General features: G+C 68.4%; 17 protein-coding genes. 6 read left to right on the top strand and 11 right to left on the bottom strand.

What is annotated here, in order from left to right; translation table 11 throughout:
- Positions 1-80: 80 nt before the first annotated feature.
- From ASE59_RS16090 to ASE59_RS16080, 3 genes are read right to left on the bottom strand one after another with little or no spacing between them, the layout of a single operon-like run.
- Positions 81-398 carry a hypothetical protein gene (locus tag ASE59_RS16090; RefSeq protein ID WP_056458574.1) on the bottom strand — a complete coding sequence of 106 codons (318 nt, stop codon included), beginning with the start codon at positions 396-398 and terminating at the stop codon, positions 81-83.
- A 12-nt stretch (positions 399-410) separates the two neighbouring features.
- Positions 411-2,051, bottom strand: a complete 1,641-nt coding sequence (locus tag ASE59_RS16085; protein WP_056458572.1) for a hypothetical protein — start codon at positions 2,049-2,051, stop codon at positions 411-413.
- A gap of 9 nt (positions 2,052-2,060) precedes the next feature.
- Positions 2,061-3,851, bottom strand: coding sequence for a hypothetical protein (locus ASE59_RS16080; RefSeq protein WP_056458569.1), 1,791 nt, complete (start codon positions 3,849-3,851; stop codon positions 2,061-2,063).
- 102 nt (positions 3,852-3,953) lie between these two features.
- Between ASE59_RS16080 and ASE59_RS16075 the strand changes: the two genes are divergently transcribed.
- Positions 3,954-5,168, top strand: a complete 1,215-nt coding sequence (locus ASE59_RS16075) for a glycosyltransferase family 2 protein (protein WP_056458721.1) — start codon at positions 3,954-3,956, stop codon at positions 5,166-5,168.
- 18 nt (positions 5,169-5,186) lie between these two features.
- On the opposite strand, the gene ASE59_RS16070 is transcribed toward ASE59_RS16075, so the two are convergent.
- The 5 genes from ASE59_RS16070 to ASE59_RS16050 form a co-directional block, all read right to left on the bottom strand.
- Positions 5,187-6,404 (bottom strand): argininosuccinate synthase, encoded by a 1,218-nt coding sequence (locus ASE59_RS16070; RefSeq protein WP_056458566.1) that lies wholly within the window; start codon positions 6,402-6,404, stop codon positions 5,187-5,189.
- 235 nt (positions 6,405-6,639) lie between these two features.
- Positions 6,640-10,083, bottom strand: a complete 3,444-nt coding sequence (locus ASE59_RS16065; protein ID WP_414899193.1) for a chromosome segregation SMC family protein — start codon at positions 10,081-10,083, stop codon at positions 6,640-6,642.
- 4 nt (positions 10,084-10,087) lie between these two features.
- Positions 10,088-10,819 (bottom strand): thioredoxin domain-containing protein, encoded by a 732-nt coding sequence (locus tag ASE59_RS16060; protein WP_056458563.1) that lies wholly within the window; start codon positions 10,817-10,819, stop codon positions 10,088-10,090.
- 26 nt (positions 10,820-10,845) lie between these two features.
- On the bottom strand, positions 10,846-11,541 hold the full coding sequence (locus ASE59_RS16055; protein WP_056458561.1) for a DsbA family protein: 696 nt from the start codon (positions 11,539-11,541) through the stop codon (positions 10,846-10,848).
- Entirely contained in the window at positions 11,541-12,074 is a 534-nt protein-coding gene (locus ASE59_RS16050; protein WP_056458558.1) for a DUF721 domain-containing protein, read from the bottom strand. Before ASE59_RS16050 ends, ASE59_RS16055 begins: the two co-directional genes overlap by 1 nt.
- A 28-nt stretch (positions 12,075-12,102) precedes the next feature.
- Between ASE59_RS16050 and ASE59_RS16045 the strand changes: the two genes are divergently transcribed.
- Genes ASE59_RS16045 through nudC form a run of 3 tightly spaced genes read left to right on the top strand, consistent with a single transcriptional unit; the run spans position 12,103 to position 15,301 of the window.
- Positions 12,103-13,134, top strand: coding sequence for an A/G-specific adenine glycosylase (locus tag ASE59_RS16045; RefSeq protein WP_235515814.1), 1,032 nt, complete (start codon positions 12,103-12,105; stop codon positions 13,132-13,134).
- Positions 13,131-14,453 carry a serine hydrolase domain-containing protein gene (locus tag ASE59_RS16040; RefSeq protein ID WP_056458553.1) on the top strand — a complete coding sequence of 441 codons (1,323 nt, stop codon included), beginning with the start codon at positions 13,131-13,133 and terminating at the stop codon, positions 14,451-14,453. The genes ASE59_RS16045 and ASE59_RS16040 overlap by 4 nt, the downstream gene beginning before the upstream one ends.
- Positions 14,450-15,301, top strand: coding sequence for an NAD(+) diphosphatase (gene nudC / locus ASE59_RS16035; protein WP_056458551.1), 852 nt, complete (start codon positions 14,450-14,452; stop codon positions 15,299-15,301). The genes ASE59_RS16040 and nudC overlap by 4 nt, the downstream gene beginning before the upstream one ends.
- Positions 15,302-15,527: 226 nt before the next feature.
- Here the strand turns inward: nudC and ASE59_RS16030 are convergent, their stop codons facing one another.
- Positions 15,528-16,418, bottom strand: coding sequence for a prephenate dehydratase (locus ASE59_RS16030; protein WP_056458548.1), 891 nt, complete (start codon positions 16,416-16,418; stop codon positions 15,528-15,530).
- Between the two features lie 142 nt (positions 16,419-16,560).
- On the opposite strand from ASE59_RS16030, the gene ASE59_RS16025 reads away from it, so the two are divergent.
- A complete protein-coding gene (locus ASE59_RS16025) occupies positions 16,561-17,247 on the top strand; it encodes a c-type cytochrome (RefSeq protein ID WP_056458545.1) in 687 nt (228 codons plus the stop codon).
- A 313-nt stretch (positions 17,248-17,560) separates the two neighbouring features.
- Here the strand turns inward: ASE59_RS16025 and ASE59_RS16020 are convergent, their stop codons facing one another.
- Together ASE59_RS16020 and ASE59_RS16015 are read right to left on the bottom strand one after the other, a co-directional pair.
- Positions 17,561-18,244, bottom strand: a complete 684-nt coding sequence (locus ASE59_RS16020; RefSeq protein ID WP_056458711.1) for an HAD family hydrolase — start codon at positions 18,242-18,244, stop codon at positions 17,561-17,563.
- A gap of 17 nt (positions 18,245-18,261) precedes the next feature.
- Positions 18,262-18,924, bottom strand: coding sequence for a YggS family pyridoxal phosphate-dependent enzyme (locus tag ASE59_RS16015; protein ID WP_056458541.1), 663 nt, complete (start codon positions 18,922-18,924; stop codon positions 18,262-18,264).
- Positions 18,925-18,946: 22 nt separating this feature from the next.
- Between ASE59_RS16015 and ASE59_RS20120 the strand changes: the two genes are divergently transcribed.
- The coding region (locus ASE59_RS20120; protein ID WP_235515813.1) for a thiamine phosphate synthase at positions 18,947-19,340 on the top strand (394 nt) is incomplete at its 3' end.

Raw genomic sequence — 19,340 nt, 5'->3', positions numbered from 1 at the left:
GGGAGAGGGAAGGGGCCCGCCGGGCGGAGCCCGGTGGGAAGGGTGAGGGTGAACCCTTCCAGCGATTCAGACTCCCGCGCTTACTTCCGCCCGAACATCCCGCCGAGATTGCCGAGCACGTCGCTGGCGCCGCCCTTGCTATCGAGGTCGAAGCCGAATGCCTGTGCGACCTGACCCAGTGCATCGGCGCCGCCGATTTCGGACAGGATCGCCTCGATCTGATGGCGGGACACGCCGCTATGGTCGGCGGCGTCCTGTGCCGGGTCGGCATGGCCGGCGAACTTGCCGAGCAGGCCGATCACCGTCTGCACCTGTTCGGGGGTGATGCCGGCCTTTTCGGCGATGGCGGGCAGGTCGAAGCGGCCGGCAAGGTTCAGCGCGTTGTTGAGAAAGTCCATGGTGCGTCTCCTTTACCGGACGATGGGGTCGCGCGCCGCCATCTGGCGCGACGGGCGGCGACGGGGTTTGGCAAACGGTCGATTGCCCAGATCGCTCCATGTCAGCACCGGCGGGGGCACGCGGTGGTCGACCCGGAACAACGCGCTGCGGCCGCTGCGCCAGATCGGCACCAGCCCCTGTTCCAGCCGCCGGTCATATTTGGGCGGGCGAATCAGCCAGACATAGTCGAAGGCGTCGCGCGGGAATTTGTACAGCGCCCCGGCGATCGGCCGCCAATATTCGCGCGGGCATTTGACGTCGGTGACCAGTTCGGACGGATCGTGCGAAAAGCCGCGCGCGGGCTTGTAGCGCACCGTCAGCAACTGTCCGCCCGCCATCGACCATTGATCGTTGGCATAGGCCAGCCGCCGCGCCAGTGCCATGCCGGGCAGATGCTGCAGCCGGGTCATCCGCCATTCGTTGTAGCACGTCTCCCCAACGAAGGTGACCAGCCGCGCACCGACCGGCACATGGTCGAGCGCGGCCAGTTCGCGGTCGTAATCGCGATCGTACAGCCAGAAGCTGACGGTGGTCGCACCGATCCGCCCGACGAAGATGGCAAGACCGATCGCGGCCAGTACCCCGGCATGGCGGATCGAGAGGCCCGGTTTGGGGCGCAGCGCGATCAGGCAGATGCCGAAGAGATAGGGGACCAGCCGCATATCGGCATAGGCCGATCCGAACACGATGCGCGGCAACAGGATATAGACCGCGATCAGGAACAGCGCCGACAGGCCGAGATTGCGCGAATAGCCGATATTGGGATCGCGCAACCCCTTGAACAGCACGAGGTAGAAGACCGCGACCGAGGCGAGGTCGTAGAGCTGCCACCGGTCGCGCAACGTCATGGTCATCCACAACATCTTCGCGCGCCAGTTGAACCAGTCGCCGGTCTGTCCGCCGACATGCCCGCCCGAGCGCCATAGCAGCATCAGCAGCGCAGGCGGCGCGAGGACGAGGCAGTGGAGCCCGGCGTGGAAGGCGGCGGCGAACCAGTTGCGGCGCTTGTCATGTTCGCGGATCAGCTCGGCCGAGGCGGCGAGTACGCCCAATGTCCCCCAGCCGAACGTATGGGTCAGCCAGACCAGCCCGGCGATCGGCACGAACACGATCCCGCGCAGCAACAGCCGCCCTTGCCGCCCCAGCCGCAGCCACAGCGCGAAGGCGTTGAGCGCGAGCGCCATCGACAGCGCGAAATTGGCGAACCCGAAATGCAGCGGAAAGCTGTAGACGATCGGCAGCGCGAACAATGCGGTCGCGGGAATGCGGCCATGCACCTCGCGCGCGATCCACAGCAGCCCGACCGCGGTCAGCGGCGGGATCGCCATGATGATGAGCTTGACGGTCGGTTCGAGGCCGAGCAACGGCTCGAACAGCCAGACCAGCAGGTCGACTCCGAGATTGCCGATCAGGCTCCAGTCGAAATTATACCAGTCGTGGAACCAGGGCGCCTGCCCAGTGTCCCAGAGCTGCTGGACACGGTAGCGCCCCATATGGCCGGGCAGGTCGACCAGCGGCGGGACGTCGGGCCACAGCAGCGGCACGACCGCCAGCACCGCCATCAATGCGACGAACCACCGCGTCTGCCACCAGTAAAGTCGATCCCCCTGCATTGCCCGCTTTTAGGCGTGGCCGGCCCCTTTCGACAAGCGTTGCGGTTGCCGCACGCGAAAGGCCCGCAGCGACCCGCCCGTCGTGATCGGGACCAGCCAGTCGGGCGTGCCGCCGCGCTGCAAGGCGTCGATCAGACTGCCGTTGCGGAGCCGCTCGATATTGCGTTCGCGCAGGTCGCCCGGGCAAACCGCGACGTAATCGACCGCCCATTGCCGCGCGATCGTTGCCGCCCGTTCCGGCGTCGCGAGGAAGAAGCGATAGGAGGCCAGATTGCCGGCGTTGTTGCGGTGGTAGGGTGCTGCGACGACGTGATGCGGCGTCAATCCGATGAAATAGGCACCGTCGTCGATCGGTGCCATGAGCGTCCCGGTTGGTTGTCGGCCGACCGCCATGAAGGGCTTTGCGCGGATGCAATCGGCATAGACACGCCGGGCCGCCTTTTCCGACTGGCCAAGGCTCGTATCGATCACGCTGCCGGCCAGATACCAGACCATGCCGGCGCCCAACGCCCACCATCGCAGCCGCTGCAGCGCCTGTTTCTCAGGATCGAGGGCGGCGATGCGCAGCGCGATCGGGACCGTCGCCATGCCGGCGAGGATATAGGTGACGCGAACCTGTGCGACTGCCGCGACGAGGCTGATACCGAGAACCATCGCAAGCGCGATGCGCGATCGATCGCGCGTGCGGACCGCGTCGATCGCGGCGACGACGGTCCCGATGGCCGACAGCATGCCGAACGCGACGACCTTGCCGGGGGAATTCTGGTCGAAGAACAGTCCGCGCGCTTCCGCGACATTCGCCATCCACGCCTGTTTCAGGAACGGGTGCAGCGCGTCATAGGGGCCGGCGATGCAGACCAGCGAGGTCTGCGAGGCTGACACGGCGACGACCGCGCCGACCACCGCCGCCGCGATCAGGCGCGACCGGTACGATTGCAGGCGCGCTCCGAACAGCCCCAGCGCGACCCAGCCCGTACCCAGCGCAAGGGTCGCGCTGGTCGAGGCGGCGGTGAAGCCATCGCACCACGCGCGCGGCCAAGCGTCGGGATGCAGGAAGGCGAGCATGAACCCCGTCGTTGCCAGCAGGCCGACGCCGAACCCAGCCGCCCGAGCATTTCCGCGTCGCTCGCCGTCCATCCAGCACCAGCCGAGCGCGACCATGACCGCGATGAGTTCGGGGGCCGCTTCGAGGCCGATCGCGAGGCTCAGGGCCGCCAGCACCCCCATCGCCGCGCCGATCGTCCAGGATGGCGCGCGTACCAGTCCGGCGACCAGTGCGAACAGCAGCACGATCTGCAACGCGTGGTGATCGATCCGGCCCGGTATGAACAGGCTGATCGTCGGAAAGGCGAGCGCGGCAAGAATGATCGCAACGGGCGTCGCCGGGCGACCGCCGATACTGCGTGCGATCCGTCCGGCGAGCAGCAAATAGAGGACGAGCAATAGCGCCGGCCATGCGATGACCGCCGTCAATTCGGCGGCATGGGTTCCCAGCAACGGCGTCAGCGTAATGACGATGCCGGCCGGTACCGCATCGGCCAGCCGCGACCAGTGCATCGGCGCACCGCCCGGCGGGCCCAGTCGATATTGCATCAGGTCGTTGAGGCGCTGTCCACCGATCCAGTCGCGTATCTCGGCCAGCCGCATCATGTCGTCATTGTCGGGCAGGCGCAGCAGCCGCAACGCCGCCCAGTCGTTCACCGTCCAGACCGCGGTCAGGATGACGACAAGGCTGGCGGCGAGCAGGATCGGCAGCCACGTTGGCGCAAGCCGTGACGATGGTGAGGCGACGGGCGTCATCCTCCGCCAATGCCCGGAACATGCTTAATTTAGCGTGTAACGTTAACCGACTCTTCGTTCCTGCCGGCGCATCGTAGTGCAACTCGCCGCATGGAGCGCCCGATGTCCGCCGTCCGCCTCGCCCAATTCGATCACGAACCGGAACCGCCCGCCGGGCGCGTCGAACTGTCGATCGTCATGCCCTGCCTCAACGAAGCCGAGACACTGGGCGGGTGCATCAAGAAGGCGCGGGCTTTCCTCGACCTGCACGGCATTGCCGGCGAAGTGATTGTCGCCGACAACGGGTCGACCGATGGTTCACAGCAGATCGCCAACGCACTCGGCGCACGCATCGTCGCCATTCCGGTGCGCGGCTATGGCGCGGCATTGGCCGGCGGCATCGAAGCGGCGCGGGGTGAGTATGTTGCCATGGGCGATGCCGACGACAGTTACGACTTCGGCAGTTTGTTGCCGTTCGTCGAGCGGCTGCGCGGCGGTGCCGATCTGGTGATGGGCAACCGGTTCCGGGGCGGGATCGCGCCCGGCGCGATGCCATTGCTCCACCGGGTTCTGGGCAACCCGGTGCTCAGCCTGCTCGGCCGCGCTTTTTTCGGGACGCCGGTCGGCGATTTCCATTGCGGGTTGCGCGCATTCCGGCGCGATCGGGCGCTGGCACTGGGCCTGACGTCGCCGGGGATGGAATTCGCCAGCGAGATGGTGGTCAAGGCGTCGATCGCCGGCCTCATCATCGCCGAGGTGCCGACGACGCTCGTTCCCGACGGTCGGTCGCGTCCGCCGCATCTGCGTACGTGGCGCGACGGATGGCGGCATCTGCGCTTCCTGCTGCTCTATGCACCGCGCTTCCTGTTCTTCTACCCCGGCCTCGCGCTGCTGCTGACCGGTGTCGTCGCGACGGCGGTGCTGGCGACCGGCGACGTGACGGCAGGCGGTGTCGCGTTTGGCGTGCATACCATGATCTTCGCGACGATGTCGGCCCTGATCGGCGCGCAGATGGTCGGGCTGGCCGTGCTGGCGCGGCTGTTCGGCATCCGCACTGGCATGTGGCCCGAAAGCGCGGGGATGCGGCGGGTGCGCGGCTGGTTCACCGTCGAGCGCGGCTGTATCGGCGGCGCGCTGTCGTTGTTCGCGGGACTGGCCGGCGGGGTCGCTGCGACGATGCTCTGGGCGCAGGCTGGGTTCGGGCCGCTGGCGCCGGGCGAGCTGATGCGGCTGACGATCCCGTCGATGCTGCTCGGCTGCCTCGGCGTGCAGATCGCGGCGACGTCGTTCTTCGCGGGGCTGCTCGACCAGCCGCAGGGCATCCGCCCCGCCGGCTGATCGAGCGGGCGCAATGCCTTACCGGTCGCGACGGCCGAGCAGGCGCAGGCGCAGCGCGTTGAGCTTGATGAAGCCCGCCGCGTCGCGCTGGTCATAGGCGCCCTGATCGTCCTCGAACGTCACGACCTTTTCGCTGTAGAGCGAATTGGGCGAACGACGGCCGATGACATGGACGCCGCCCTTGTACAGCTTCAGGCGGACTTCGCCCGACACCTTGTGCTGGCTGTGGTCGATCGCGGCCTGCAGCATCTGGCGCTCCGGTGAGAACCAGAAGCCGTTATAGACCAGCTCGGCATAGCGCGGGGCCAGTTCGTCCTTGAGGTGCGCGGCACCGCGGTCGAGCGTGATCTGTTCGATCGCGCGGTGCGCGGCGTGCAGGATCGTGCCGCCCGGCGTTTCGTACATGCCGCGCGACTTCATGCCGACGAAGCGGTTCTCGACCAGATCGAGCCGGCCGATGCCGTGCGCGCGGCCCAGCTCGTTCAGCTTCGCGAGCAAGGTCGCGGGCGACATGCCTTCGCCATCGACCGCCACCGCATCGCCGCGTTCGAAGGCGACGGTGATGACCTGCGGCGTGTCGGGCGCGTCCTCGGGATTGACGGTGCGCGAGAAGACATAGTCCGGCACCTCGTCCCACGGATCCTCCAGCACCTTCCCTTCGGACGAGGTGTGCAGCAGGTTGGCGTCGGTTGAGAAGGGCGATTCGCCGCGCTTGTCCTTGGGCACCGGAATCTGGTGCTGCTCGGCAAAGGCAATCAGCGCGGTGCGGCTGGTCAGGTCCCATTCGCGCCACGGCGCAATGACCTTGATATCGGGCTGCAGCGCGTAATAGCCGAGTTCGAAGCGGACCTGGTCGTTGCCCTTGCCGGTCGCGCCGTGGCTGACGGCGTCGGCATTGACCATCTTCGCGATCTCGATCTGGCGCTTGGCGATCAGCGGGCGCGCGATCGACGTGCCGAGCAGGTACAGCCCCTCGTACAACGCGTTCGAGCGCATCATCGGGAACACGAAGTCGCGGACAAATTCCTCACGCAGGTCGTCGATGAAGATGTGCTCGGGCTTGATGCCCATCAGCTCGGCCTTCTTGCGTGCCGGCTCCAGCTCCTCGCCCTGACCGAGATCGGCGGTGAAGGTCACCACCTCGCAATTATATTCCTGTTGCAGCCATTTCAGGATGACGCTGGTATCGAGGCCGCCCGAATAGGCGAGGACGACGCGGTTGATGGACTCGGCCATGGGCAGGCTCCTTGAGGCTCGCGATTTGGTGTTGGCGCGCGACTAGGCGAGGCGGGGCCGGGGCGCAAGGATGCGTGGGGCAGCGGTCGCCTTCCCCAACCCGATCCGCTTGGTTCGAGCAGCTTCGAGCTTGTCGAGAAGCGTCCGTCGAGAACGGGATGCCTGGGGCGCCTTCTCGACTTCGGTTCTCGACAGGCTCGAACCTGCGCTCGAAGCAAACGGGTTATGCTGAGGCCTACTCCGCCGCCAGCAGACTGGTCGCACCGCCCAGATCGACCGATACCAGCCGGCTGACGCCGCGTTCGATCATCGTCACGCCGAACAGGCGGTGCATCCGGCTCATCGTCGCGGCATTGTGGGTGACGATCAGATACCGGGTGTCGGTATCGGCGGCCATCCGGTCGAGCAGGTCGCAGAAGCGGTCGATATTGGCGTCGTCCAATGGTGCGTCGACTTCGTCGAGCACGCAGATCGGCGCAGGGTTCGTCAGGAACAGCGCGAAAATCAGCGCGACCGCGGTCAGCGCCTGTTCGCCACCCGACAGCAGTGTCAGCGATTGCAGGCGTTTGCCCGGCGGCTGGGCAAGGATTTCGAGGCCGGCCTCCAGCGGATCGTCCGAATCGATCAGTTCGAGCTGTGCCTGCCCGCCATCGAACAGCGCGCCGAACAGTCGGCGGAAATGGGTGTCGACCGCCGCGAACGCGGCGAGCAGCCGCTGGCGACCTTCGCGGTTCAGCGTGCCGATCGATCCACGCAGCCGCTGGACCGCTCCGGCCAGATCGGCGCGTTCGGCCGCCGTCTCGCCCTGTGCCGCTTCCAGTTCGGCCAGTTCGCTCTCGGCGATCAGGTTGACCGGGCCGATCCGGTCGCGGTCGGCGAGCAAGCGGTCATGCGCCGCCGTCTCGGCCGTCGCATCACCGACGTCCGTTCCGACGAAACCGATGCGCGGCAGCAGCGGCGGGGGGCATTGGAAGCGTTCGCCCGACAGTCGGCCCATCTCCAGCCGGCGCTGCTCATGCCCCTCGGCCCGCGCCGATGCACCGGCGCGGGTTTCGCGCGCGCCGGCGAGCGCCTCGGCGATGGCGCTGGCGGCACGTTCGGCGGCGCGCAGGCGGGCATCGGCGGCCTCTTCGCCGGTCGCGGCGTCGGCGGCGGCGGTGCGCAACTGGGCGAAGTCGTGTTCGATCCGGGCGAGTTCGGCGGCGAGCGCGGCCGGTCGGTCGCGCAGCGCATCGCGATCGGCGGCGATGGTCGCCATGCGCGCGTCGATCTCGGCGATCCGGCCGGCGGCGTCGGCGGCGCGTGCGTGCCAGGACGCGATTTCGGCCTTGGCGGTGGCCGCACGCGCGCGGTCGCGGGTCAATGCGGCCTCAAGCGTCGATCGGGCCGCGCGCGCGTCGGCGACCTTGGCGCGCGCGGCATTCGCTTCGGCCATCAGGCGCGCGACGCGAACAGCGGCGACGCTTCGGTCGGGCAGTTGGCGGATCGCGGCGGCGGCGCTTTCGGTATCGGCAGCGGCTTCGGCCAGTTCGTCGCGCAGGCGCTGCAGGCGGGCGGCGAGGTCGTCGGCGCGCGCCTGTGCCCGTTCGATCGCGGCGGCGGCGCGGTCTTCGGCACGTGCGGTTTCGCGGGCGGTGGTTTCGGCAACGTCCAGCGTTAGGCGGCCGGCGGACAGTGCCGCGCGCGCTTCGGCGATGGCGGTATCGGCCGTCGCCAGCATTGCGTCGGCAATCTCCCGTCGCTCGACCAGCGCCGGGCGACCCTCGCGCAACAGGCGCAGCCGGTTGGTCCGGGCGAGACGCTCCGCCGCGGCCGCCCCCGACCCGGCGTGGCTGTGCAACCCGTCCCACCGGCGCAGCGCTCCGCCCAGCGTCACCAGCCGCTGTCCGACCGCCAATGGCATGCCGTCATCGTGCTCGACCACCAATATCTGTGCCAGTCGCCGGGCGAGCAGGGGTGCGGTGACATGCGCCGACAACCGGCCGATACCGGCCGGCACCGGCGGCTGGTCACCTGCGGTCGCGTCGTCGTGCCAATGGCGATCGTCGGCGGGGTCGGTACCGGCGTCGAGATCGTCGCCCAAAGCCGCCGCCAGTGCCGCTTCGAACCCCGGTTCGACCATGATGGAATCGATGATCCGCGCCCGGCCGCCCCGGCGAAGTGCCCGGTCGAGCGCGGCGATCTCGCTGTCGATCGCGGCGAGTTCGGCGGCGGCGGCGGCGCGGTCGGACTGGGCACGGCCGCGTGTCTCCTGCGCGGAGCGGTCGGCGGCTTCGGCGCTGGTGATCGCCGCGCGGGCGCTGTCGGCATCGGTCAGCGCCGCCGTCCGGCGTTCGGTTGCTGCCTCGCGTTCGGCGAGCAGCGGGGCGATTGCCGATAATGTGCCCTGTTCCGAAAGCATTCGCGCCTCGTCGCGCCGGACGCGGTCGAGGCGAGCGCGCGCCGCGTCATGCGCGGCGGTGGCGACGCGTGCCTCGGCCAGTTCGGCGGCCTGGGCGGCCAGCGCTTCGGCATGGGCGGCGTCGGCGATCGCGGCGACGCGTATCGCCTCGTCGAGTGCCGCGTCGAGCAGCGGGCCGCGTGCCGTGGCTGCTGCCAGTGATTCGGTCAGGTGCGCGCGTTCGGCTTCGAGTCCCGCAACTGCGGCCTCGGCGTCGCCGGCCAGCGCCGCCTCGCGTGCGCGGTCTTCGGTCAGGCGTGCGGCCTGTGCGGTCAGGTCGGCCAGCCGCCGCGTCGCCGCATTGCCCTGCGCCTGGACCCGTTCGCGGGCGTGGCCGACATCGCCGACCTGCTGGCGCAGACGTTCGGCGTCGGCGCGAGCGGTGGCGAGCGCCTGCGTGGCGGCGGACAGTTCGCTCGCCGTCTGTCCCTGTGCCCCGGCCTGGCTGGCGACCAGTGCTTCGGCGGCCTTTGCTTCCGTCGTGGCGGCATCGACGGCGGCGACCGCGTCGCGCCATCGGGCATAGATCGCGCGCGCCTCCGCCACCCGGATCGCATCGGTCAGTTCGCGGTAGCGCGCCGCGACCTTTGCCTGTCGCCGGAGCGTCGCGGCGCGCGCATCCTGTTCCTGCGCCATCTCCCCCAGTCGGTCGAGATTGGCCTCGGTCGCGCGCAGCTTGCCCTCGGCATCCTTGCGACGGACGTGCAGCCCGGCGATGCCGGCGGCTTCCTCCAGCATCGCGCGGCGTTCGGCGGGGCGGGCGGCGATGACCGCGCCAATCCGGTTCTGGCTGACCAGTGCCGGCGAATGCGCACCGGTCGCGGCATCGGCGAACAGCAGCGACACGTCCTTTGCCCGCACGTCGCGGCCGTTGATGCGATAGGCGGAGCCGGCACCGCGTTCGATCCGGCGGACGATCTCGACCTCGTCGCCATTCGCGTCTTCGGCAAGGATCGCGACCTCGGCGAAATCACGCTGCGGGCGCGTCGCGGTGCCGGCGAAGATCACGTCGTCCATGCCCGCGCCGCGCAGCGACTTCGCGCTGTTCTCGCCCATGGTCCAGCGCAGCGCTTCGAGCAGGTTCGACTTGCCGCAGCCATTGGGGCCGACGACGCCGGTCAGCCCGGCCTCGATCACCAGATCGGCCGGGTCGACGAAACTCTTGAACCCACTGAGCCGCAGCCGCCGGAGCGTCAGCCCCGGCGTAGGGGGAAGGGCCGCGTCAGCCGGCGCGGCCATGGGGTCAGGCGCCGGCCGCCTTCAGCGCCGCTTCGACCTGCGACCACGACACCGCGTTCTCGACCTTTTCGCCGTTGATCAGGAAGGTCGGGGTGCCGGTGACGACCGCGCCGCCCTCTTCGGTGATCTTGACCACCTGTTGCAGCAGATTCTGGTCGGCGAGGCACTGGCGGGCCTTCGCCTCGGGTACGCCGCGCTGCTTGACGAAATCGACATAGCCCGCCGCATCGGCCCAGGCCGACACTGCCTGCAGCGGCGGGATCGACTGGAGCCGCGCCTGTTCGGCCTGCGGGATCGCCTGCATCCGGTCGAGCGTCGCGATCTGGTCCTGATACATCGCTTCGAGCAGCGGGAAGAAGGTCGCCGTCCCGTTACAGCGTCCGAGCACCGCTGCCGCCAGATCCGGTGCGCCATGGATGGCGAAGTCGCGGAATTCGAAGCTGACCTTGCCGGTCGAGATATAGTTGTTGATCAGCGGTTCATTGCCCTCGCGTGCGAACGCGCCGCAGGTCGGGCAAGTGCGCGAACCATATTCGACCAGTTTCACCGCCGCGCCGGGGTTGCCGATGCGATAGCCGCCTTCGGGCGTGACTGCGACGACATCGGTCCATTTCTGCCCGGCGGGGGCAGCGACGTTGGCGACGGGTGCCGCGGCGCTGCCATTGCCGCCGGTGTCACCGCCGCCGCCACAGGCCGACAGCGAAGCGAGCACGATCAGGGGAAGTGCGAAACGCATGGGCGATACTCTCTTGGCGATAAGGATTATTTGGCGGCGAGCAGCAACGGCTTGAGCGTCGCCCAGTCATGGACGTCGGCCTTCTGCCCGTTGATTTCGAAGCTGGGAGTGCCGGCGACATTGGCCGCCTGCGCCGCTTCGGCGATGGCAATGACGCGCTTTTGCGCCGCTTCGTCGTTCAGGCAAGCGGTGATCTGCGCATCGCCAAGGCCGTGCCCACGCATCAGCGCGCGTAGGCCGGTGGCGTCGGCCAGCTGTTGCAGGCGGATCGCGATCGTCGCGGTACGGGTCTGCGCGGCGGGCGTCTGCGCAAAGGCATCAGCCTTATCGAGCATCGCCTGTTGCTGCAGCATGATCGCGTCATGCGCGGCGATGAAGCGGTTCGGCCCGCCGCAGCGTACGAGGATGGCGGCGGCAAGATCGAGCGCGTCGCGCGGCAGCGTGCGATATTCGACCCGCACCCGGCCCGACTTCAGCATCGCCGGCAGCTCGGCCTTCGCATCCTCGGCAAAGGCGGCGCAGTGCGGGCAGGTATAGCTGACCCATTCGACCAACTGCACGCGGGCCATCGGGTTGCCGATGGCGATCCCGCCGGTCGGCAGCATCACGACATTGGTCGACCAGTTGCGGCTGACATTGGCGCGCGCCGGGGCCTGCGCCTTGGCGGGTGGCAGCCCGAACAGCGCGAACAGGAACGAACAGACGAGAAGGAGGATACGCATCAGCGGACCTTGCCCAGAATCGGAATGGCGGGGGGCGGCGGGGCGGCGACGGCACCGGCGAGCGCGGCGAGCACTTCGCGCAGCTCGGGATCGGCGATGTCGCGGATCGATTCGCCCATGTCGACCGGGATCGGCGGCGGATCGCGCCGTACCGGTACCGCGCGACGAGGGCGGACCTCGCCGTGCCGGAACTGCAACCGGGCGACGGCGGGGTAGCCGAAGAAGCGGTTCACCCGCTCGACGATTTCCGGTGCGATATGCTGCATCATCGTGCCGTGCGCGCCCGATACGATCAGTGTCAGCGTACCGTCGGCACGCTTGCCCGGCGGGAAGCGAATCGATTCGGGTGCCGACACGCGGGCGAAGCGTTCGCCGACGATCTCGCCCCAGCGGCTGACCACCGCCGACTGGACGAAGCCGAACTTGCGGAACGCCGCGCCGCCGATTTCAGGCAGCAATTCGGCCACGGCGCGCGCGCCCCCACGGCGGCGGGGTTCGGGAATCGTCGCATGGGGGCGGGGACGCGTCGTCATTGTCGCCACCCCATGCCATAGAGCCGGCGTGGACGCCAAGCATCTCTCTGTCGCCGAACGATTGCTCGACTGGTACGATCGCTATCATCGCAGCCTGTCATGGCGCAGCCCGCCCGGCACGCCGCCGCCCGATCCCTATCGCGTGTGGCTGTCGGAGGTGATGCTGCAACAGACGCAGGTCGCGACCGTCCGACCTTATTTCGAAAGCTGGACCACGCGCTGGCCGTCGTTCGCGGCGTTGGCGGCGGCGGACGATGCCGATGTCATGGCGGCATGGGCGGGGCTTGGCTATTATGCCCGGGCGCGCAATCTGCTGGCCTGCGCACGGGTGGTCGCGGCGGCGGGGGCGCTGCCCGATACCGAGGCTGGTTTACGCGCGCTGCCGGGGATCGGCGACTATACCGCCGCCGCGATCGCCGCGATCGCCTTCGGACGGCGGGCGGTGGTGGTCGACGCCAATGTCGAACGCGTCGTTTCGCGCCTGTTCGCGATATCGGACGCACTCCCTGCCGGGCGTCCGGCGATCCGTGCGGCAACCGAGACGATCACGCCCGACGATCGCGCGGGCGATTTCGCGCAGGCGATGATGGATTTGGGGTCGACGGTCTGCACGGTGCGCGGGCCGCGCTGCCTGCTCTGTCCGCTTCGCGACGATTGCGCCGCGTATCGTGCGGGCACGCCCGAGGCCTTTCCGGTCAAGGCCGCGAAGAAGGCGAAGCCGCAGCGTTTCGGCACGCTGTTCTGGGCGGAACGCGACGGGCGGGTGCTGCTGGTCCGCCGGCCCGACAAGGGGCTGCTGGGGGGGATGCGCGCGCTGCCGACCGGGCCATGGGTCGATAACGATCCGGGGGAGGAGGGCGCACCGTTCGCCGCCGACTGGCGATCCATCGGACTGGTTCGCCACGGTTTTACCCATTTCGATCTTGCCTGCACCGTCATGGTGGCGGATGCAGGCGACGACATCGCGCAGGGCGAATGGTGGCCGGTGGCAAAGATCGCCGATGCCGGGCTGCCGACGCTGTTCGCGCGGGCGATACCGGTGGTGGAGGGAATGCGATGACGATCGGACGATGGGTGCGCGGATCGATGGCGCTGGCGGTGCTGCTGGCGCAACCGGTGACAGCGTTCGCACAGGCCGCCCCGCCCCGCGCGCCGGCCGCCCCCGCCACCCGCTCGCTGCCGGCGATCGAGGCGATGGTCAAAACCTATGTCAGCGACAAGAAGGTGCCGGGCATGGTGGTAGTCGTCGGCGGGCCGAGCTGGACCAGCGCCCACGCCGCGGGACGCACCGCCGTCGAGGCCGGCGCGCCTGCCGCGAATATCGACACGCTGTGGCGCGTCTATTCGATGACCAAGCCGATCACCGGCATGGCGGCGATGATGCTGGTCGAGGACGGCAGGCTGAAGCTCGACCAGCCGATCAGCGACTTCATTCCCGCCTTCAAAACGATGAAGGTGCTGACCGATCCCGACAACAGCCTTGCCAGCCGTCCGGCGACGAAGCCGATCACGGTCCGCAACCTGCTGACCCATACCGCCGGGCTTGGCTATACCATCGTGACCAAGGGGCCGTTGCTGAAGGAATATGAGCGGCTGGGCATCGTGCCTGCGGCGGTCAACATGCAGGCCGAGGCGGCGATGGCGAAGGCCCGGCCAAAATCGCTGGAGGAGTTCGCCAATCGCGTCGCGACGCTGCCCCTGATCGCCGAACCGGGGACGAAGTGGAGCTATTCGATCGGCCTCGACGTGCTGGGCCGGGTGATCGAAGTCGCGAGCGGCATGTCGTTCGAGCAGTTTCTGCAGAAGCGGATGTTCGGTCCGCTCGGCATGACGTCGACCTATTGGCAGGTGCCGGAAAGCCAGAAGGCGCGGCTGGTAACCAACTATGCATGGGCGGGCGACACGTTGTTGCCGCTCGACCTGGCGGCGACCTCGGTTTGGTTGCAGCGGCCGAGCTTCCCCTATGGCGGCGCGGGGCTTGCCATGTCGGCCCGCGACTATGACCGGTTCCTGCACATGTTGCAGAATGGCGGGACGCTTGCGGCCAAGCGGGTGATGAAGGCGGAGACGGTCGCGCTGGCGATGTCGAACCTGTTGCCTGCGGGCGTCACCTTCGGCGGGGTCGATGGTGCAACCGGGGGGCAGGCGGGACCGAAAATGGGCTTTGGTGCCGGGGGCTCGGTCTATCTGGAAACGCTGCCGGGGCGGCCGGGCAAGGGCACGTACGGTTGGGGCGGTGCCGCGGGGACCGTGGCGTTCGTCGATCCGGTGCGGCAGATGCGGGGTACCGTGATGGTCAATTATTTTCCGGCCGATCGCTTTCCGTTGCGTGAGGATCTGGTGAAGGCGCTGGCCAGCGACCTCGCCGGGGCGCGATGATCGGCTTCACCGGTGCAGCGCTGGAGCGCGTCGACAACGAGCGTGATGATCCGGAGGCGTTCGCGCGCGCGCTGGCCGATCCCGGCGCGCGGTTGCTGGTGCTGAACGGTTTGGAGCCACCGATCGCGGGCGACCGGCTGGCGTTAGTGCCGATGGACCCGGCGCGGGGCGATGCGCTGTTGCTCGGGAATCTCGACGGGGCGCCGTTGTTCGCTATCGGCGATGGCGTGGCGACGGCACCGGCCATGCGGTCGCCGACGCTGATGACCGCGCTGGCCGACATGCCGGCGGGGGAGGCGGCGCTGTACGGTATCGCCCGCAGCCTGATCGATTGGCATGTCCGGCACGGTTTCTGCGCCAATTGCGGGCAGGCGACGTCGGTGTCGCGCGCCGGCTGGGCACGGGCGTGCGGCGGTTGTGGTGCGCAGCATTTCCCGCGCACCGATCCGGTGGTCATCATGGCGGTCGAACATGGCGACCGGGTGTTGCTGGGCCGACAGCCGAGCTGGCCGCCGGGGCGCTATTCGACCCTCGCCGGGTTCGTCGAGGTCGGCGAATCGATCGAGGAAGCAGTGGCGCGCGAGGTTTTCGAAGAAGCCGGCGTGCGGGTCGGCGCGGTTCGCTATGTCGCGAGTCAGCCTTGGCCGTTTCCGTCGCAGCTGATGATCGGCTGTATTGCCGTCGCCGGGGATGATCGCTTGCGGATCGATACGGCGGAACTGGAGGATGCGTTCTGGGCGACGCGGGACGAGGTTCGCGCGGCGCTGGCCGGGGACAGCGGGCGGTTCGTGGCGCCGCCGGCCTATGCGATCGCGCATAGTTTGCTGGCGGCTTGGGCTGCGCAGTAACTGCCCAAGCCCCCCCCTTTGCGCCATCCGTTTGCTTCGAGCGAAGGTTCGAGCTTGTCGAGAACCGAAGTCGAGAAGGGTGCCCTAAGCTTAGGCGTTCTCGACGAGGGGCAGGTCGGATTGTCCCCCGGACAATCCTGAACCATGCGGGGCATGGTTCACCTGACCCTTTTCTCGACTTCGCTCGAAGCCGCTCGAACCGAACGGATCTTTACACTGAGGGTGCTTACCCCCGTTCCCTTGCCCGTCCGTAGCTGCCGAGCAGGCGCATGCTCTTGGTGTGGAAGCGTAATTCCTCCAGCGCGCGGTCGACATGCGATTCGCCGGGGCGCCCTTCGATATCGCAGAAGAATTCGGTCGCGGCGAAGGTGCCGCCGCGCTGATAGCTTTCCAGCTTGGTCATGTTGACGCCGTTGGTCGCGAAGCCGCCCATCGCCTTGTAGAGCGCGGCGGGCACGTTCTTCACCTCGAACACCAAGGTCGTCATGCACGGGCCGGCGGGTAGTTCGGGCGGCGCGGCGCGGGCGAGGACGACAAAGCGGGTCGTGTTGTGATCGGCATCGGCGATATCGTCGGCCAGCACTTTCAGCCCGTACAGCCGGGCGGCGGCGGGCGGAGCGAGGGCGGCGACGCCGGGATCGGCCATCGCCGCAGCCGACGCGGCCGCTCCTGCCGTGTCGGGGTGCGCCACCGGCTCGATACCGCGCGCGCTGAGCCAATGGCGGCACTGGCCGAGCGCCTGTTCGTGGCTCATCGCCTGTTTCACCGCCTCGACCGGGCCGAGGCCCAGCAGGGCGTGGCGGATCGGCAGGAAATGTTCGCCGGTGATGACCAGCCCCGATTCGGGCAGCAAGAAATGAATGTCGGCGACGCGGCCGTGCAGCGAATTTTCGATCGGGATGATCGCGCAATCGGCCTGTCCGACACGCACCGCGTCGATCGCATCGGCAAAGCCGAAACAGGGCAGGGGCAGCGCGTCTGGAAATGCCTGTGCCAGCGCGACGTGCGAATTGGCGCCGGGCGCGCCCTGAAAAGCCACCGCGCGGTGCGGTTCACGGGCGGCGGCTTCGGTCATCTGCGCGACGAGGGGGCGGGCCGGTGCGGCATATTTGTGCATGGGGGGCGGCGATTATCGGTCAAGCGCGCAAGCGGCAAGCCTGTCTTGCCAGTACGGCCCGGCAAGCCTGTCTTGCCAGTACGGGATGCCGCCTCTAAGCATGGCCCCAAACAAAACCATCTTAGGCGAGACGGCTCAGCGCATGGACGACCGGACGAACACGATCGCGGGTTGGGTATTGGCCGGATGTGCCGCGGCCCTCGGACTGTCCATTGCCAGTGGCATGATCTTCCATTCCGGCCCGCCGGAAAAGCCGGGCTATCCGGTGGAGGGCGCGGCTGAGGCGGGTGGCGGCGGCGGTGCGGCCGCAGTGCCGATCGCGACGCTGCTGGCGACCGCCGACGTCGCCAAGGGCGCGGAAGTCTTCAAGAAATGCGCGGCCTGTCACACGGTCAACCAGGGCGGGGCCAATGGCATCGGCCCGAACCTGTGGGGCGTGCTGGGCAAGAAGCACGGCCATATTCCGGGCTTTGCCTATTCGAGCGCGCTGACTGGTATTCCGGGCAACTGGGACTTCGATTCGATGAACGCGTGGCTGACGTCCCCGCGTAAATACGCACCGGGGACCAAGATGACCTTTGCCGGTCTCGGCAGTGCCGAGGATCGGGCCAACGTCATCGCCTATCTAAATTCGCAGGGATCGAACCTGCCGCTGCCCGCCGCGCCGGCCGCCGATGCCGCGGCTGCGCCGGCCGATCCGGGCGTCGCGAATGTCGAGGAAGGCGCGACCGCCAATACCGCCGACATCGTGAATGCGGCGACTCCGGCATCGGGCGCGCCGTCGGTCGATCCGGCTGCGGCGGAACAGGCGGCGAAGAAGGGCGAGTAGCCGCGCGGGTCTTTGCTTGGCGGGCCAGATATTGGTTCACGCGAAGGCGCGGAGACGCGAAGAAAATTAGATTTCGCGCAGAGGCGCGGAGGCGCGGAGAGGTTGCGTTTGCTGCGATCTCCCCCCGCGCCAGCGGCCTTATCGTCGGTCGAAATCAGCGGCGTTGTCTACCGATCGGAAGCGCGGTCGCATCGACCACAACCTCTCTGCGCCTCCGCGCCTCTGCGCGAGCCAAATTTTTTCTATTCCACGCCGACGAAGGCGCGGAACGCCGCCCCAACCGCAACCCCTTCGCGTCTTCGCGCGAACCGATTCAGGCGTTTACCGGCTCCAGCCCGAGCAACCGCGCAACCTCGTCAAAGCCGTGGGCGATTTCGGTCACGCCCAGTTCGCGCAGGCGGGCGTCGTGGCCGACACCGCAATGCGTGCCGGCGCACAGGCCGATGACGCGCGCGCCCGATGCGACCGCGCCGGTGACGCCGACCGGTGAGTCTTCGAGGATCGCGCATTGCTCGATCGGCACGCCTAGTTGCCGCGCGCCGTAGAGGTAGAGGTCGGGCGCGGGCTTGCCGTTCGCGACATGCTCCTTGCCGCTATAGATGTGATCGCCGAACGCGTCGGCGAGGCCGAGATGGCGCAGATGCGTGGAGATCCAGTGGGTCGTGCTCGACGAGACGATCGCGCGCGGCAGATCGGCGGGGAGCGAGCGGACGAAGGCGATCGCGCCGGCCACTGCCTCGACGCCCTCGTCCAGCACGCGCGCATCCTCGACCGCGCGGGCTTCGAAGAAGCCGGCGGGGATCGGTCCGCCGACCCAGCGTTCGATCGCTTGGGTGAAGTGCGTGCCCGACAAGCCCATGAAATTTGCCATCGAATCGGCGGCACTGGTCGGATGGCCGGCTTGCGTGAGGAATTCGGCGATCTGGCGGTTACCGGCGAATTCGCTCTCGAGCAGCACGCCGTCGAAATCGAAGAGCAGGGCTTGCGGACGGGTCATCATAACCTCTTGGAAAATCAGCCGCGTGGGCCGAACAGGGCCGAACCGACGCGGACATGGGTGGCGCCGAGCGTCACGGCGGTTTCGAAATCGTCGGACATGCCCATGCTCAGGCCGGTCAAGCCGTTGTCGCGGGCCAGTTTGGCCGTCAGCGCGAAATAGGGGGCGGCGTCGAGCCCGGCGGGGGGCACGCACATCAGGCCCGCGATCGGCAGGCCGGCGGCCTTCGCCTCGGCCAGCAGGGGGGGGAGGCCGGACAGGGCGCAGCCGCCCTTTTGCGGTTCGTCGCCGATATCGACCTGGACGAAACAGGCAGGCGCGCGGCCGACCTTGTCGATCGCCTTGGCGAGTGCCGCGACCAGCGACGGGCGGTCGATGGAATGGATCGCGTCGAACAGGCGGACGGCGTCCTCGGCCTTGTTCGATTGCAGCTGACCGACCAGATGCAGTTCGATACCGGGGGTAACTTCCTGCAACGCCGGCCATTTCGCCTGCGCCTCCTGCACCCGGTTTTCGCCGAAGATGCGCTGTCCGGCGTCGATCAGCGGCTGGATGGCGGCCGCGTCGTGGGTCTTGCTGACCGCGATCAGCGTCGTGGCACCTCGGTCCCGGCGCGCGATCGATTCGGCATGGGCGATCCGGTCGCGAATGGCGCTGAGCGAGGCTTCGGTTTTGGTCATCGCGCGCGCTATAGAGGCGGTCATGCGTCCCCGCCACCCTTTGCCGCGCCGCTGGTTGATGACCGATGAGCGGCTTGGGGACGAGCTGGCGGCGAAGGTAGCGAAGTTGCCACGCGGCAGCGGTGTCGTCTTTCGGCAATATGCTACGCCTATGGGCAAAAGACGGCGGATGTTTGCACAGGTGCGGCGGATCGCGCGGGCGCGGCGGCTGGTGCTGCTGGTCGCGGGGCCGTGGCTGCCGGGCGGCGACGGCGTGCATGGCCGGGAAGCGCGCAAGAACAAGGGGTTGGCAACGCGGCCCGTCCACTCGGTGCGCGAGCGGATCGCCGCCGAGCGCGCAGGGGTCGATGCAACCTTCGTCTCGCCGGTCTTCGCCACCCGCTCGCATCCCGGGGCGAGGCCGCTCGGCCGTATCC

The sequence above is a fragment of the Sphingomonas sp. Leaf10 genome (assembly GCF_001421245.1).
GTDB lineage: Bacteria > Pseudomonadota > Alphaproteobacteria > Sphingomonadales > Sphingomonadaceae > Sphingomonas.
Note: the sequence above shows the minus strand (reverse complement) of the source record. Positions and strands in the feature narration are given on the sequence as shown.

What these genes read in the sequence shown, in the direction of transcription:
- ASE59_RS16040 (WP_056458553.1), top strand. Translation starts at nt 13,131, where the DNA reads ATGACGATCGGACGATGGGTGCGCGGATCGATGGCGCTGGCGGTGCTG.
- ASE59_RS16080 (WP_056458569.1), bottom strand. Translation starts at nt 3,851, where the DNA reads ATGACGCCCGTCGCCTCACCATCGTCACGGCTTGCGCCAACGTGGCTG.
- ASE59_RS16065 (WP_414899193.1), bottom strand. Translation starts at nt 10,083, where the DNA reads ATGGCCGCGCCGGCTGACGCGGCCCTTCCCCCTACGCCGGGGCTGACG.
- ASE59_RS16025 (WP_056458545.1), top strand. Translation starts at nt 16,561, where the DNA reads ATGGACGACCGGACGAACACGATCGCGGGTTGGGTATTGGCCGGATGT.
- ASE59_RS16075 (WP_056458721.1), top strand. Translation starts at nt 3,954, where the DNA reads ATGTCCGCCGTCCGCCTCGCCCAATTCGATCACGAACCGGAACCGCCC.
- ASE59_RS16085 (WP_056458572.1), bottom strand. Translation starts at nt 2,051, where the DNA reads ATGCAGGGGGATCGACTTTACTGGTGGCAGACGCGGTGGTTCGTCGCA.
- ASE59_RS16050 (WP_056458558.1), bottom strand. Translation starts at nt 12,074, where the DNA reads ATGACGACGCGTCCCCGCCCCCATGCGACGATTCCCGAACCCCGCCGC.
- nudC (WP_056458551.1), top strand. Translation starts at nt 14,450, where the DNA reads ATGATCGGCTTCACCGGTGCAGCGCTGGAGCGCGTCGACAACGAGCGT.
- ASE59_RS16090 (WP_056458574.1), bottom strand. Translation starts at nt 398, where the DNA reads ATGGACTTTCTCAACAACGCGCTGAACCTTGCCGGCCGCTTCGACCTG.
- ASE59_RS16055 (WP_056458561.1), bottom strand. Translation starts at nt 11,541, where the DNA reads ATGCGTATCCTCCTTCTCGTCTGTTCGTTCCTGTTCGCGCTGTTCGGG.
- ASE59_RS16030 (WP_056458548.1), bottom strand. Translation starts at nt 16,418, where the DNA reads ATGCACAAATATGCCGCACCGGCCCGCCCCCTCGTCGCGCAGATGACC.
- ASE59_RS16060 (WP_056458563.1), bottom strand. Translation starts at nt 10,819, where the DNA reads ATGCGTTTCGCACTTCCCCTGATCGTGCTCGCTTCGCTGTCGGCCTGT.
- ASE59_RS16020 (WP_056458711.1), bottom strand. Translation starts at nt 18,244, where the DNA reads ATGACCCGTCCGCAAGCCCTGCTCTTCGATTTCGACGGCGTGCTGCTC.
- ASE59_RS16015 (WP_056458541.1), bottom strand. Translation starts at nt 18,924, where the DNA reads ATGACCAAAACCGAAGCCTCGCTCAGCGCCATTCGCGACCGGATCGCC.
- ASE59_RS16070 (WP_056458566.1), bottom strand. Translation starts at nt 6,404, where the DNA reads ATGGCCGAGTCCATCAACCGCGTCGTCCTCGCCTATTCGGGCGGCCTC.